The 14,404-nt window shown below is 40.7% G+C and carries 13 protein-coding genes; 6 read left to right on the forward strand and 7 right to left on the reverse strand.

Features of this window, described 5'->3' with window-relative positions; genetic code table 11:
- Positions 1-227 precede the first annotated feature (227 nt).
- Positions 228-1,937 carry a bifunctional diguanylate cyclase/phosphodiesterase gene (locus tag BV375_RS07770; RefSeq protein ID WP_086759037.1) on the forward strand — a complete coding sequence of 570 codons (1,710 nt, stop codon included), beginning with the start codon at positions 228-230 and terminating at the stop codon, positions 1,935-1,937.
- A 98-nt stretch (positions 1,938-2,035) separates the two neighbouring features.
- Here the strand turns inward: BV375_RS07770 and BV375_RS07775 are convergent, their stop codons facing one another.
- The 4 genes from BV375_RS07775 to BV375_RS07790 all read right to left on the reverse strand — a co-directional run bounded on the left by BV375_RS07775 (position 2,036) and on the right by BV375_RS07790 (position 6,687).
- On the reverse strand, positions 2,036-3,289 hold the full coding sequence (locus tag BV375_RS07775) for a hybrid sensor histidine kinase/response regulator (protein WP_347812725.1): 1,254 nt from the start codon (positions 3,287-3,289) through the stop codon (positions 2,036-2,038).
- A 169-nt stretch (positions 3,290-3,458) separates the two neighbouring features.
- Positions 3,459-3,908: a response regulator gene (locus tag BV375_RS07780; RefSeq protein WP_086759040.1), complete on the reverse strand. Its 450-nt coding sequence runs from the start codon at positions 3,906-3,908 to the stop codon at positions 3,459-3,461.
- 45 nt (positions 3,909-3,953) lie between these two features.
- Positions 3,954-6,149: a CHASE3 domain-containing protein gene (locus tag BV375_RS07785; protein WP_243713876.1), complete on the reverse strand. Its 2,196-nt coding sequence runs from the start codon at positions 6,147-6,149 to the stop codon at positions 3,954-3,956.
- A gap of 337 nt (positions 6,150-6,486) precedes the next feature.
- Positions 6,487-6,687 (reverse strand): hypothetical protein, encoded by a 201-nt coding sequence (locus BV375_RS07790; RefSeq protein WP_086759043.1) that lies wholly within the window; start codon positions 6,685-6,687, stop codon positions 6,487-6,489.
- Between the two features lie 306 nt (positions 6,688-6,993).
- Between BV375_RS07790 and BV375_RS07795 the strand changes: the two genes are divergently transcribed.
- Entirely contained in the window at positions 6,994-7,500 is a 507-nt protein-coding gene (locus BV375_RS07795; protein WP_086759045.1) for a GNAT family N-acetyltransferase, read from the forward strand.
- 12 nt (positions 7,501-7,512) lie between these two features.
- On the opposite strand, the gene BV375_RS07800 is transcribed toward BV375_RS07795, so the two are convergent.
- Positions 7,513-8,133 carry a class I SAM-dependent methyltransferase gene (locus BV375_RS07800; RefSeq protein ID WP_086759046.1) on the reverse strand — a complete coding sequence of 207 codons (621 nt, stop codon included), beginning with the start codon at positions 8,131-8,133 and terminating at the stop codon, positions 7,513-7,515.
- Positions 8,134-8,676: 543 nt separating this feature from the next.
- On the opposite strand from BV375_RS07800, the gene BV375_RS07805 reads away from it, so the two are divergent.
- The 4 genes from BV375_RS07805 (at position 8,677) to arsS (ending at position 12,303) form a co-directional block, all read left to right on the forward strand.
- The gene (locus BV375_RS07805) at positions 8,677-8,964 is read left to right on the forward strand and encodes a Mo-dependent nitrogenase C-terminal domain-containing protein (RefSeq protein ID WP_086759048.1); all 288 of its coding nucleotides are present in this window, start codon (positions 8,677-8,679) and stop codon (positions 8,962-8,964) included.
- Positions 8,965-9,151: 187 nt separating this feature from the next.
- Entirely contained in the window at positions 9,152-9,826 is a 675-nt protein-coding gene (locus tag BV375_RS07810) for a response regulator transcription factor (RefSeq protein WP_086759051.1), read from the forward strand.
- 348 nt (positions 9,827-10,174) lie between these two features.
- Positions 10,175-11,143 carry an arsenosugar biosynthesis arsenite methyltransferase ArsM gene (gene arsM, locus BV375_RS07815; protein ID WP_086759053.1) on the forward strand — a complete coding sequence of 323 codons (969 nt, stop codon included), beginning with the start codon at positions 10,175-10,177 and terminating at the stop codon, positions 11,141-11,143.
- 152 nt (positions 11,144-11,295) lie between these two features.
- Positions 11,296-12,303 carry an arsenosugar biosynthesis radical SAM (seleno)protein ArsS gene (gene arsS, locus BV375_RS07820; RefSeq protein WP_086759056.1) on the forward strand — a complete coding sequence of 336 codons (1,008 nt, stop codon included), beginning with the start codon at positions 11,296-11,298 and terminating at the stop codon, positions 12,301-12,303.
- A 701-nt stretch (positions 12,304-13,004) separates the two neighbouring features.
- Here arsS and BV375_RS36670 read toward each other — a convergent pair.
- Complete coding sequence (locus BV375_RS36670) at positions 13,005-13,160, reverse strand: hypothetical protein (protein WP_166507404.1); 156 nt, start codon at positions 13,158-13,160, stop codon at positions 13,005-13,007.
- 12 nt (positions 13,161-13,172) lie between these two features.
- A complete protein-coding gene (locus BV375_RS07825; RefSeq protein WP_086759059.1) occupies positions 13,173-14,288 on the reverse strand; it encodes a substrate-binding domain-containing protein in 1,116 nt (371 codons plus the stop codon).
- Positions 14,289-14,404: the final 116 nt, after the last annotated feature.

Here is a 14,404-nt window from a genome sequence, read left to right on the forward strand (position 1 = left end):
AATATCTAAAATCCTTGCTAAGGCAAGAATTAAAACTACCTGGCAAGAACTAATATTTAGCTAAATAAAACACAGAATTTTAGATAATTCACAAAAGCAAGGTACATAAACCTATATTTAGTCTACTATTTTAGACTCTTATTTCATGGAATAGTAGTCAATATTTTCATGATTTCAGAGAAGCTTAGTAGAACATTAGCTGACGCTCAATTCTTGAATAAAATTGTATGCAGATAAATAGAAAACTTTATCTATACTCGTCTTTAGCTCAATTTGGATTACTTAAAAAAAGTTACATCGCCAAAATTATGTTAGTGGCGTTTATCGGCACTCACGTACCTCTGTTAACTTTAATAATCAGTTTTGTTACTTCCAACTCCTATTCTTGGGAAATGGCGATGCGAGTGTTGCTGATTGCTCTGTTGGCTACACTTGCAGGTACGGCAGCTACTATCTATGTACTGCATTACCTTCTTGCTCCCGTAATTTTGACATCTGCTGCATTGCAAGACTATCTGCATACAAAAAAATTACCCGAACTGCCGACAGAATTTGTGGATGAGGCAGGCACATTAATGGCAGATACCTCACAAACTCTTTATAAATTAGATGAACTGATTCACCAGATCACTAATTATGATAATCTCACTGGATTGCCCAATCGGGATTTATTTCGCGATCGCCTTTATCAAAATGTATCGCAATCTCAGCATTACCAGCAGCTTGTAGCTGTGCTTTTGCTGGGCATTGATGATTTTACTGGTATAAGTCATGCATTGGGACATGAAATAACCAATAGTCTCTTAAGGTCAGTTGCCCAGCGTTTGAATAGTTGTCTGGCTAAAACCGATATCTTAGCCCATTTAAATCAGGATGAGTTTGCGATCGCTTGCACGGATATACTTTCGTTTGAAAGTGTAATTAAGCTATCACAGATACTACTGAGTACGCTATCCAAACCCTTCTTGATAGAAGGTCAACAAATTCATATTACAGCTAGCATTGGAATTGCCATCAATGAAATAGTCGATCCCAATAGTGTAGATCAACTACTGCAACAGGCTCACATAGCACTTTACCAAGCACAACAGCAAGGGCGCAGTCAATATCAGTTTTATTCACCTGAAATGAACGCTCAGTTACAGGAGCGATTGGCATTAGAAAACGAATTACGTGGGGCGCTAGAGCGCGGCGAAATGGTAGTTTATTACCAACCCTTAGTAGATTTGCAGACCAGACAAATAACAGCAGTGGAAGCACTAGTGCGCTGGCAACATCCTACCAGGGGTTTGGTTCCTCCAGGAAAGTTTATTCCCATTGCTGAAGATAACGGTTTAATCGTACCCATTGGTGAATGGGTTTTGCGAACCGCCTGCGCTCAAAATCGCGCTTGGCAGATATCCGGACTAGGGCCGATTCGCATGTCAGTGAACCTTTCAGCTAGACAGTTTGAACAACCAAATTTAGTCCAGGTTGTCAGACAAGTTCTTAAACAAACAGAATTGCAAGCATCTTATCTAGAATTGGAAGTGACTGAAAGCTTTTTAGTCAGTGATATTCAACATTCCGTTAATACTCTTAAACAATTACGAGAATTAGGGGTATGGCTAGCTTTAGATGACTTTGGCACTGGTTATTCTTCTTTGAACTATCTGAAGCGCTTTCCTGTAAACATGCTCAAAATTGATCGGTCATTTGTACAAGATGTAACATCTAATGCTGATAGCGCCGCTGTAACCGATGCCATTATTGCTCTAGCTAAAAGCCTCCAGTTGAACATCACAGCTGAAGGAGTGGAAACTCAACAACAGCTAGACTATTTACAAGAGCGCGGGTGTCAAGAAGGACAAGGATTCTACTTTGGTATCCCTGCTCCCGCCGATAGAATAACTGAACTGCTGAAGCAAAATTTCCAACAAATCAAGGAGGTTGCATAATTATTAGAGTGACATCATGTCCGTTGAAAGAATTATCGTCAATCAATTTTGAATTTTGGATTTTAGATTGGGAAATTCTCCAATCCAAAATTCAAAATTTAAAATCTAAAATTCGCCGATGAAGCAAAAGAGTATAATGGCAGCGTTACTGTTACTGTTGTGCCTATATCCTGGTGGCTTTCTATTTTAATTTGTCCCCCATGAAGATCTACGCACTTTTTCACAATCGCAAGACCCAGCCCTGTGCCTTGAGTTGTTCCCACATTACTGGCGCGATAAAAAGTTTGAAATAGATGCGGTTGATCCTTGAGAGGAATTCCTCTGCCTTGGTCTTGGACTTGAAAGGTTGCGATATCATCCTGACAAGTCAAATCAAACAAAATATTGCTCTGTTGAGGAGAATACTTAATAGCATTAGAAAGTAAATTGGTGAAGATACAATTGAGTAACTCTTCATCCATTACGGCTGTGATACATTCTCCTTGAGAAGTAAAAATGATATTGTGCTGACTACCTGTACTGATTTGAAAAATTTCTGTAAGTTCGCTGCAAAAATTGTTTAAATTCAAAGGTTGAGGATACAGTTCTAGTTTAGATGCTTCAGTTCTGCTCAAGAATAATATCTCATCTAAAAGCTCAAGGGTCTGGTTAATGGCTTTTTGAATGCGAACAAAGTATTTAGCGCGGCGTTCGTCAGTGAGTTTATCGTTGTTATGTTCTAGGATTTCTATTGCTGTGCGAATCGTGGTCATGGGAGTACGGAACTCGTGGGAAACCATTGCGACAAAGTTTGACTTTAGCTCGTTGAGTTCCTGCTCTTTTGCTAACGCTTGACGGCTACGTTCTTCACTCTCCCGTAGCTTGTTGAGAATTTCGCCCCGTTCAATAGCGTAACGAATTGCACGCACTAACCGTTGGATAGTAATCTGGTCTTTGACAAGATAGTCTTGTGCACCTTCGCTCATGGCTTGGAGTGCTAAATCTTCATTATCAAGCCCGCTTAATACCACAACTGAAATATCAGGTACTGCTGCCCGATATTCTTTTACCGTATCTAATCCAGTAGAGTCGGGGAGGTGGAGATCTAACAAAACGACATCGAATCTGTGTTCCCTAAAACTTTCCTGTTGAGAGTCATCTGAAATTTGCCTAGTACTTTCTCTACTAATATCTATTGCCTCAGATAACCGTTCAACATGGGTCATCTGCCATTCTCCCGGATTTGCACGCGACAAAACCTGACGGAGCAGCATGGCATCAGTAGGGCTATCTTCTACCAATAGGATGTGAATTATGTTCTTTTCCATAGGTAGGGTTTGCTCGATTTGGTAGATAATCTCCTTGTTTCCCATCTGTTACTAAGCATTCACAGGTGCTCGTTAAGATTAAATACAGACTTATCTGTGCTTATTAATCTTTGTATGCATTTATCTATAATTTATTAATTTTTCGTTACATTATCTCTGGGGGGCAAATGGCTGTAATTTTGTAGTTTACCTGCGAGAAAAGAAATTTTCAAACCTACTGCTCTCGTGGTAACGCTACTGCTGCTAGCCAGAAATCTTTAATCAATTGCACAACCTGGATAAATTGGTAAACATCAACAGGTTTGGTTACGTAGCAATTAGCACTAAGATTATAAGAGCGAAGAATATCCTGGTCGTCTGTAGAGGTTGTGAGGATCACAACAGGAATACATTTGAGATGGGGGTCTAATTTGACTTCTGTTAGGACTTCACGTCCATCCATACCTGGCAGATTTAGATCAAGCAAGATTAAATCTGGGCGAGGAGCATTGACAAATTCACCTTGCTGCTGTAAATAGTTCATCGCCGTTTCGCCATCTTCAACCCAGTGCAAATTGTTGGCAATTTTGGCATTCTGGAAGCCTTTGATGGTCAGGTTAGCATCGCTAGGAGAGTCTTCAACTAGCAAAATTTCAATGCATCGGAATGCTTGGTTATTAATCATTCTAAGTATTAATTATAAATATGGCATACACTTTATACAGTACAGTTATTTTTCATTGAGGGTAAAATAAAATCTTGTTCCTGCTCCAAGCTGAGATTCTGCCCAAATGCGACCACCGTGTCGCTCAACAATTTTTTTGCAGATAGCTAGACCGATACCTGTACCGGCAAATTCCCGACGGGTATGCAGGCGTCGAAAGACTTCAAAAATACGTTCCAGATATTGAGGCTTAATACCGATGCCATTATCTTGGATACAAAAGAGCCATTCAGATTTAGCTTCAAGGTTTTCCGCTCCCTTGACTGCACCGATGTGAATTTGGGGCGACTCCCTTTGGCGAAACTTGATGGCGTTACCGATGAGATTTTGAAATAATTGCAGTAGTTGGGTTTTGTCAGCATGTACAGTAGGCAAAGAGTCACGGGTAATGATAGCCTTGCTTTCAGCGATCGCTACTTGTAAATTACTTAGTGCTTGATTGAGTACGATATTGCAGTCAGTAGGGACAAATGCTTGACCGCGAGTTCCCACACGGGAATAAGCAAGCAAATCTTGAATTAACTGCCGCATCCTGGTTGCCCCATCCACAATGTAAGCCAAGTATTCCTGCGCCGACTCGTCTAGAAGCTCTTGATATTCTTGTCCTAACAATTGGCTATAGCCAGCCACGGCGCGTAATGGTTCTTGTAAATCGTGAGAAGCCACATAAGCAAACTGCTCTAATTCTTGGTTAGAGCGTTTGAGATCCTCATTCAGCTTATATAATTCCGCTGTTCGTTCCGCAACTTTGATTTCTAACTCTGCTTTTGCCTGTTGCAGAGCCTCATCAGCGAGTTTTCTCTCGGTAATATCGGTGTGAGTACCTACCCACTCTATAATCTGCCCATTTCCATCTAATACAGGAATCGCACGTACAGCAAAAAATCGATAGCTACCATTAGCCAACTGCACGCGATGTTCTAGGTTATAAAGACTTGTCTCTGCCAGTGCTTGATTCCACAAACGCTCCGTGAATTGTCGATCTTCAGGATGAATTGCATCCAGCCAACCCCATCCCTTGACTTCTTCTTCACTTTGCCCAGTCAAATTTATCCAAGAGGAAAATTCTTTGGGTAACCCGTTAGCATCTGCTATCCAAACAGCTTGAGCAGTGGCAATTACCAGTGAGCGATAACGTTTTTCACTCTTTTCTATCGCTATTTCTGCAAGTTTGCGACGGGTGATATCTTGAAAAAAAATTGATAGTCCTTCCTCTGAGGGATAAATACGATTTTCAAACCAGCGATTCCAAGGTGGATAATATTCCTCTATTTCAATGATTTGCTGTTCGGCTACAGCCTGGTAGTAAGCATGATAGAACTTTTGTCCCACACCTTCGGGGAATTCCTCCCAAATGTTTTTGCCAATTAGTTCTGTAGGGCAACGGTTAAAAACTTGTCCTGCTCTTTGATTAACGTAGGTGTAACACCAATTGCGATCGAGGGCAATGAAAGCATCCGAAACTGTTTCTAAAATATTGGCTAATTGTGCTTTTGCGGCTTGCTTTTCTAGATGAATAGCTTCTTCTGATAATGCCTTATTGATTAAAATTTGTTTATGTAATAAAAGATAAACCAGTATTAGTAGAGCAAAACTCAAGCCATATCCAACACTAATTACAATGATAATTTGAGTAACTCTATAATTTGTTAATGCTGTCCGCTTCTGCAATAAATTTTTCTCTTCATTCTCTATTGCTTGGCTAATTCTCTGAAGTTGTTGGCTGATTAAATTATCTTCATTTGTAATAATGATTTTGGTTGCCCCATCTGAAGTATTTTGGTTTAGAAATTTGATTGATTCTTCAAATAAATTAAATCTTCGATCAATCAAGGGTTTAAGTGCATCTAATCGGCGTTGTTGATTTGGGTTATCCCTGGTTAACTGGCGCAATGCTTGAAATGCCTGATAAACTTCCTGCTTGTTTGCCCCATAATTTTTTAGATACTCTGCCTTACCAGTGAGAACATAACCCCGTTTTTCACTTTCGGCACTCAGAAATCCATGATTTAAATCATCGAGGATATTTAAAGTTTGATTGGTATGAATTACCCATCGTTGATCTTCATTCAGCTTTTGCACACTCCAGTAGGAAGCTGCGCCTACACTACATAACAGCAGTAGTGCCAAACTAAAACCACCTGCAATAAATTTTTCTGTTAATCTGTTCATCGCATATTCACAGGAGCGTTGCCGAGCCATTCATCAGATTTAGTTTCAATGGCAAGCTGTTAATAACATCCTCTATACGATGGTACAACGAGAAAGTTCCAAGAATATATTGAATTATTCAACAGTGGAGGCTGTTCTGGATTTTGAGATGGCGATCGCACGTAAGCTAGATTAATTGATGATGGGGTAGCAAGGGCGATCGCATCTTATCCAGCAAAACAAAATAAATTTCAGTCAAGCTTTTCTATGCAATGAAAATGAGTGGAAAATTGCGCTCTCATCGACAATTTCCACTCGGGTTTTGCTGAATTGGGATAAACAGAAAAATGCCTTATTTGGCTAGGTCAGTTTTACCGTTTGAGGCTAATTAACGAGATTCAGTGCCTTGATTGGGGCTACCTGCTACATTATCTTCACCAGGTGCTTCTGGTTTAGCAGTTTGTCTAGCATCACTTTGTTCAGCGTCGCCAGTTTTACGAATACTATCTTCAAGGGGTGTTTGATAGCCACCAGAAGCGGAAGGTGTAGTATCTTCACTATTGGATTTTTGCTTTTGTTCTTCAGACATATTTAAAGCTCCTGTGATTTGTTATTAACATTTTAAGAACAACAGGAATGAAAATTTATCTATCTAGAATATAGTTGTGTCTGCTTTATCCCTCTATCGGAAGTAATGTTTAGTAATATCTTTTGGTAAATCGAAACCGCTTTCAGTAGCTAAGAAGTAACGTCAAAGCAGATTATAGGCAATCATTTACTCAATATTCCTAGAGCATTGATTGAGATATAACTACTATTTATAAGTAAATTCTGAGTGCCTTTGAGTAAGTAGTAAAGTGTAATTTATGCAAGATAAATTATATAAGTAGAATTAATGCAACAGAGCAATTTAGCTTTACCGTCTGAATTTGTCCTCCGCAAGGCAACGTCTGAGGATAATTGGCCGATTCGATTGTTGGTATTATCTGCGAAACTCGACCCAACTCAATTACGTTGGCAGCAATTTTGGGTAATTGAATGCGATCGCAAGTTAGTAGCTTGCGGACAGCTACGTAACTTTTTAGATACTCAAGAACTAGGTAGTTTGGTTGTTGCACCGACTTGGCGAGGTCGTGGTTTGGGCAGTTTTCTGACACAGCATTTGATCTCTACAACCACTCAGCCTTTATATTTGGAATGTCTAGGTCAGCGATTAGCACAGTTTTACAGTCGCTTTGGCTTTGTACCCGTTGCTTTTGAAGATTTACCGCGATCGCTCAAGCCTAAGTTTCGATTGTCGGAGTTAGCTAAAAAGCTGATTCGAGTTCCTGTAGTATTCATGCACTATCAACAAACAGAAGCGGGGAATCGCGCCAAACTCCCGCGAACAGAAGAAATCTAAGTTCAACAGCTATTAATCCAAGACTGATTTAGCAAAAATTGTCAGCAGCACAGGCCCTAATAAATAGTAGTGACCGACACAAGCTAATCCAGCAGACGCACCCATCAGTTCCCGTTGATCGGGGCTGTAAAGCCTAACTTTGCCAAGCGAACCCAACGTCAGATGCAGTTCTGCCTTACTTTTAAAAGTGGTGTCCACTAAATAGAAGCGTCCACCAGGGGAGAGTACCCGCGCTACTTCGTGCAAAATCTGTTTGGGTTCTAAATAGTGTAAGAAACTTATAGTGTTAAAAACAGCGTCAAACTGACCGTCAGCAAAGGGAAGAGACTCAGCCTTACCTTCAACATAAATCAAACGCGGACGATGGCGGTTACTTTGTCTGGCTACTCGCACCATTTCCGGAGATAAATCCAATCCAGTACCGCGCAAATCAGGAAATTTAGTAGCGAGGCGATCCAACAAGCGTCCAGTACCACAACCCAGATCTAGTACATGAGGTTGAGGTGGTAAATCAACGTATTCTAGCAACCGTTTGTGGATGCTTTGGTAAAACACTGATGGTAAAAGCCAATCGTAGCTTGGTGCCCAGATGTCAAAAACTTGCTTTTTGTTACTGATAAAGTCACGAGTCATCTGTTTTCGCAGCTTTTTTATATTTACAGCCTCAGTGAAAAAGTTTAAGCTGCGCCTCCAACAATGAACAAAGGACAAGGAGTCAGGATTGAAAAATTAGCAACAGTCAAGGCTTAATTAGTTATTCCTTCCTTGTCTTCCTTATTCTGTACTCTAGCCTAAAGCTAGCACTTGTGCATCTAGGCATAAACGCCCAATCAAGTTCGGATAAGCCTACCCAAAAACCGCTAATTTAGCGTGGCAAATTTATCTGAAGACGATAGGATAGCGATCGCACAATTAAAAATCCCTATCCACAAGGAACACAGCACTAAATTAGATCCAAAAACAACTGATAGGCGCAGCGCAGCAAATCATCCGGAATGCAGAGAATTGATTGTGTAGTCAGATTTGTCACAAAAAGAGAAATGCAACCACAACAGAACTAAGTAAAAACTCATAATGGTCTGCATAAAACTCAATTATCTAGCGTATAAATTTATAGGGATGAAAATCCAAACAATTAAGCGAACTTTGCAATTATAAATTATTAGGAGAAAAATTATGACATGCCTTACACAAATTCTGTTAAATCACGACCTACTTTATCCAGTACGTGAATGGTTAGAAGGAATAGAAATTCATAACCCTAAACTAGCTCATTTCTTGTGCAAAGCCATTCCTGCCCAATGCCCGTTTGAACGAGACATCAAAATCTTTGGTCGGAAGTTAGTTCACATTCCACCGATGTGTAAGTTAAATCCTCTTTACGAACAAGTAGTAACTTTGCGTTTTAAAGCTCTCTGTTTTCTTGCGGATGAATGTGGTGAAGATGTCGCAGTCTACTGCTAAATATCCATGCTTTTGTGATGTAGCAGTCATAGGGAACCGCAGATTTACGGTTGTTACGTACTTAGAACTATACTAAGCTGACGGAGTACTATTTAGATGTCTAACTATTTAGTAGTTAGTACCTCTCGAAAACTTGCCGAATCTGTATCTCTGTAACTATATCCTGCTGAAATTATCAACATCATCTATGACGCACATCTTACTGGTTGAAGATGAAGTCAAACTCGCTCGATTTGTAGAATTGGAACTGAATTATGAGGGTTATCAAGTCAGTGTTGCTTACGATGGATTAACTGCCATTGCCGCAGCACAGAAGTTGCATCCTGATTTAGTAATTTTAGAATCGATGTTACCAGGTTTATCGGGGTTGGAAACTTGCCGCCGCCTGCGAAGTACTGGCGATAAAGTCCCTATAATTTTATTAACTGCCAAAGATGAAGCAAGCGATCGCATTGCAGCCCTAGACGCTGGTGCTGATGATTATCTACCTAAACCCTTTTGTGCCGAAGAGTTAGTGGACAGAGTCCGTAACCATTTGCGCAGAATCCAGCAAACAGACGTTGCAGATATCTTAGAATTTGAAGATCTGAGATTGAATCGTCTTACAAGGAAAGTGTACCGTGGTCAACGGTTAATTGATTTAACCGACCAAGAATTTGATTTACTGGAATATTTACTTATTCATCCACAACAGGTAATTACAAGCGATCGGATTCTAGAAGAAGTCTGGAGTCATGACTTTATAGGCGATTCTAAAATAATTGAAATTTATATTCGCTATTTACGCCAAAAGCTCGAAGCCAATAACGAAAAGCCTCTCCTTCAAACCGTGCATGGTATCGGCTACGTTTTAAATGCTTAATTCTGACTCGTACAGATTCCCTAAACTTCCTATTTTATGTCTGTTTAGGGGATCTTCTACTTTTAAGCAAAATTCAGATAATTAAACTCCTCTATTTTATAAGTGTTTTGAGAATCTTGTGCTCTTAGGGATGTGCATGAAAATAAAGTACCAGATACCCAGGATCGTGGGTTTCGACTGCGCTCAACCCACTGGCTGAGCGTCGAGGGCTGAGCGAAGTCGAAGCCCGATCTTTTGGTACACCATTTGATCGCAAGTCCCTTACCTAAAGCTCATGCAATTGAGATTTAATTATATTAGGATGCACAAAGTTGACTCTAGAGAACGATACTCAATATTAAAATCCCAATGACCTATTTAGAAACAGCGGCGCAATTCTACCGCGAAGTTGCAGAAACACCGCAAGTTGGACTTTGTTGTGTCCAAAGTACACCCCTGCAACTACCTGGGCTGAAAGTTCCTCTAGCAATGCAGGAAATGAATTATGGTTGTGGGACTACCGTTCACCCCAATGAACTAGTTAACCAACCTACAGTTTTGTATGTTGGTGTTGGTGGTGGCTTAGAAGCCTTACAATTCGCTTACTTTTCCCGCCATGTGGGTGCTGTAATTGCTGTTGAACCAGTTGCAGCGATGCGAGAAGCCGCCACACGCAATTTAGAAATTGCTGCTCAAGAAAATCCCTGGTTTGATCCCAGTTTTGTGGAAATCTGCGAAGGTGACGCTTTCAACTTACCCGTCGCTGATGCTTCTGTAGATGTGGTTGCACAAAACTGTCTCTTCAATATATTTGAACCAAAAGATTTAACTCGTGCTTTAAAAGAAGCATTTCGCGTCTTGAAACCTGGCGGACGTTTACAGATGAGCGATCCGATTGCGACTCGTCCCATTCCAGCGCATTTACAACAAGATGAACGGCTACGTGCCATGTGCTTATCAGGTGCACTCACATATCAAGAATATACTCAATTAATTGTTAATGCTGGCTTTGGTCAAGTCGAAATTCGTGCCCGTCGTCCTTACCGCCTGTTAGATGCACTGACTTATAACTTGGAAGAAAATTTACTGCTAGAAAGCCTTGATTCTGTCTCTTTCAAAGTTGGCATACCAGAAGATGGAGCTTGTATTTTTACTGGCAAAACAGCAATTTATGCTGGTGCAGAATCCTGGTTTGATGACTCAGCAGGTCATGTATTACAGCGTGGTATTCCCGCAGCAGTCTGTGATAAAACTGCTGCTAAACTCGCGGCTTTAAAGCCAACAGAAATCGTGATTACCGATTCTACATGGCACTATAACGGTGGTGGTTGCTGTTAGGTTTTAAACACAGTGAACCAGGCGATCGCCTACTCAGCGATCGCAGCCATCCTGACATAATTTCTAATTTCTACAACTTAGGTTTTTACAAGTAATCTGACCTGAAATTGTTTAGCGGCGCAGATTTTTATCTTCTAGGGGAAGAGTAAATAATGCAGACTCAATCACTAAATTCATTAGATATAAAACTAACTCCCTTCAAGCAAAAACTTGACGATACCTTGACAAAAACAGGTATATCTATATTACAAATTAATCTGGGTAAACTTTGCAACCTCGCCTGCACACACTGCCATGTCGAAGCAGGCCCAAAACGCACAGAAGAACTTTCCCCAGAAATTTGCGAACAGCTGATTGAGTTAATTCACAAATTCCCCGAAATCAAAATTATTGATTTAACTGGTGGCGCACCAGAAATGAATTATGGATTTAAGCCATTAGTAGAAGCAGGAAGCAAAACGGGAAAGCAAGTAATTGTCCGTTCTAATTTGACCATTTATTTTGAAGATGGATTTGCTGATTTACCTGAATACTTTGCCAAACACAAACTGAGAATAGTTGCTTCCCTACCATGCTACTTAGCAGATAATGTAGATAAAATGCGCGGCACTGGTGTTTTTGATAATTCCATCAAAGCTTTGCAATGGCTTAACCGTCTCGGCTATGGGAAAAAACCAGATTTAATTTTAGACTTAGTATATAATCCACTGTTACCAACCTCAGAAAAATTTTCCTTAGCTCCTGAACAGACGAACCTAGAAAAAGATTACAAAGTGTTCTTGCAAGAACACTTTGTAATTGTGTTCAACAACCTATTTACGATTACAAATCTACCAGTTGGTAGAACTAAAATGCATCTAGAACGCAAAAAATTATACAGTAGCTATTTACAGTTTTTAGAATTGCATTTTAATCCTAGTACCGTTGAACATTTAATGTGTCGCGATCAACTATCAATTGATTATTTGGGTAATGTCTATGATTGCGATTTTAATCAAATGATGAATCTGCCTGCAAAAACTCGCAATGGTGAAACTTTAACAGTTACTAAATTACTAAAATCTGGTAGTTTAGATTTGATTAGTGAGATCCAAACTGCTGCCTATTGCTATGGTTGTACGGCTGGATGTGGTTCTAGTTGCAGTGGTGCTTTAGTATAAATTTAATCAATCACTCGACATTAATCTTAAAGGCTTATCTGAGCTACTTCCTGCCGTCTTTTAGTGGGTGCATCCCAGTTTTTATTTTGCAACTAGAGAGTAACTGTCATTGCGAGGAGGAACGACGAAGCAATCACAAAATCTTCAACTAAGAACGAGTCCATGCGATTGCTTCGCTCCGCTCGCAATGACGTTCAAAAAAGTGGGATGCTCCCTGTTTTAGTTCCGTCAAACTTCCATTGAATTAATTTCTAGGCTAATGAGTTGATGCTGTTATCGGTAAATATTCTGTTACCAAAATTGTTACGAGCGTGTTGTGACTGCTCAGCTACCTTATGATGATATGTAGTTAAGCTCCTCACACCACACAAAAAGCCGTGAAACTATATGTTTCACGGTCTTTTTCTTCATTATATACGCTTATGCAGTTCGTCTTCTAGATGCAAGAGTTTTTGCATTTCCGACTCCACCAATCGGCTCACTGGAATGGCTGTCCACTTGGCAATAATCTCAGCAATGTCAGTTTCGCTGACTTCTTCCCGTCGATTGCGTTAGCGACGCAGGAGCGTCACCCCGAACCCGAAGGGAAGTCCTTCAGGTAGCAATCATAAGGTCTGGAGCGATTGCTTCACTCCGTACCCTTCTCCTGCCGGAGACGCTACGCGAACGGGTTCTCCGAAGGAGTAGGCAATGACAAGTGTTCAATCGGACATGATATAACTGATGGCGATCGCATCCCGCAGTCTTTTTAAACTGCCACTCAATTTTATGACATGGTGACTCAGTGTAGCAGCCTCCACATAACCGAATTGGGCTGTATTACCGATTTTTGGCTCCCATATTATTGGTGTACGCACAAAGTATGAAGACTACTTTAAATTCACTTGACCTCTGGCTATTGGCTCGTGGCTCCTTTCTGCAACTAACCCAGCTTGTTCAATTGCCTTTTGCCCCTGCTCAGTTGCTAAAAGTCTGAGATATGCTTCCCCAACTTGTTGTTCTTTACCCTTGTTCTGCTTAATCACCACAAATAATTTAGAGGTCATGGGATAACTACCATTTTTGATGGCTTCTGTGTTCAGCTGATTGCGCTTTTGTGGACACTCGTTTAGTGGTATAAAGGGTTCTTGATAGGGAGGAGTTAGCTGTGTGGAAGTAAGACCTAAAGGCAGAGCCTTGACCATACATTGATGCACCACTCCTCGGGCAGAAGCGTAATACAATCCACCAGGAGTTTGGTTGACACGACGCAGTGCTTCTGTTGTGGAGTAAACATACTGCACATTAGAGCCAAGGGCTTGCTCATCTAAAACTTGCTTGCCAGATATTAAAACTACATCGGCATTTTCTGGATGTTGGGACAAAGGAGCAATGGCAAGATCTGGCCCGCCTACTTGCTTCCAGTTAGTAATTTGTCCCAGATAAATCTGTTGCAATTGATCAACAGTTAAGCCTGGCACTTTAAGTGCTGGGTTGACTACTACTGCTACCCCATCAATCCCAACCTGACGTTCTTCTAATATGAAGCCTCGCTGTCTAGCTATATCTTTTTCTTCATCTGTGAGAGGACGGGAGGACTCAGCAAAATCTAACTTCCCATCTAGCAACATGCGAATACCAGAACCAGAACCAGGACTAGTGGTAGTGGGGTTCACATAGCGCAACTGTAGCTCCGGACGAGTGATCTGAATCTGAGAATCAACCAGTTGCCTGATTGGTGCCCAAGCTGTGCTACCACCATAGTTGAACGATCCTATGGGAACATTGGTAACAGTCTTAAAGTTTGAAGCTGCAAGCGCAGAGGTAGTTGCTGCACCTTGGCCAGAGGAAGCGAAAGCACCGTTATCGACTTGGAGCCGCGGTCTCAGCCATAACCAAAGTCCACCAATGATGGCAACAGTCACCAGTTCGCCAATAATCAGACCTCTAATCATCTGTACGGCATCTTGGCTGAGTGGGACACTTTTTTTGCTATCATTAGTCATCTTGCTTATCTTCCTGTCATTTAGCTGGTTTTCAGTAAGATAGAATCAGGATTGATCTGAACTTTATCATCGAATACTCATATCATCTATTTTCTAATCTTCTTGCAACTGCTAAA

Source organism: Nostoc sp. 106C, assembly GCF_002154725.1.
Taxonomy (GTDB): Bacteria; Cyanobacteriota; Cyanobacteriia; order Cyanobacteriales; family Nostocaceae; genus Aulosira.

Bases quoted from the DNA above. Each gene is read 5' to 3' on its own strand.
- BV375_RS07770 (WP_086759037.1), top strand. From the start codon at position 228: ATGCAGATAAATAGAAAACTTTATCTATACTCGTCTTTAGCTCAATTT.
- BV375_RS07775 (WP_347812725.1), bottom strand. From the start codon at position 3,289: ATGGGAAACAAGGAGATTATCTACCAAATCGAGCAAACCCTACCTATG.
- BV375_RS07780 (WP_086759040.1), bottom strand. From the start codon at position 3,908: ATGATTAATAACCAAGCATTCCGATGCATTGAAATTTTGCTAGTTGAA.
- BV375_RS07785 (WP_243713876.1), bottom strand. From the start codon at position 6,149: ATGGCTCGGCAACGCTCCTGTGAATATGCGATGAACAGATTAACAGAA.
- BV375_RS07790 (WP_086759043.1), bottom strand. From the start codon at position 6,687: ATGTCTGAAGAACAAAAGCAAAAATCCAATAGTGAAGATACTACACCT.
- BV375_RS07795 (WP_086759045.1), top strand. From the start codon at position 6,994: ATGCAACAGAGCAATTTAGCTTTACCGTCTGAATTTGTCCTCCGCAAG.
- BV375_RS07800 (WP_086759046.1), bottom strand. From the start codon at position 8,133: ATGACTCGTGACTTTATCAGTAACAAAAAGCAAGTTTTTGACATCTGG.
- BV375_RS07805 (WP_086759048.1), top strand. From the start codon at position 8,677: ATGACATGCCTTACACAAATTCTGTTAAATCACGACCTACTTTATCCA.
- BV375_RS07810 (WP_086759051.1), top strand. From the start codon at position 9,152: ATGACGCACATCTTACTGGTTGAAGATGAAGTCAAACTCGCTCGATTT.
- arsM (WP_086759053.1), top strand. From the start codon at position 10,175: ATGACCTATTTAGAAACAGCGGCGCAATTCTACCGCGAAGTTGCAGAA.
- arsS (WP_086759056.1), top strand. From the start codon at position 11,296: ATGCAGACTCAATCACTAAATTCATTAGATATAAAACTAACTCCCTTC.
- BV375_RS07825 (WP_086759059.1), bottom strand. From the start codon at position 14,288: ATGACTAATGATAGCAAAAAAAGTGTCCCACTCAGCCAAGATGCCGTA.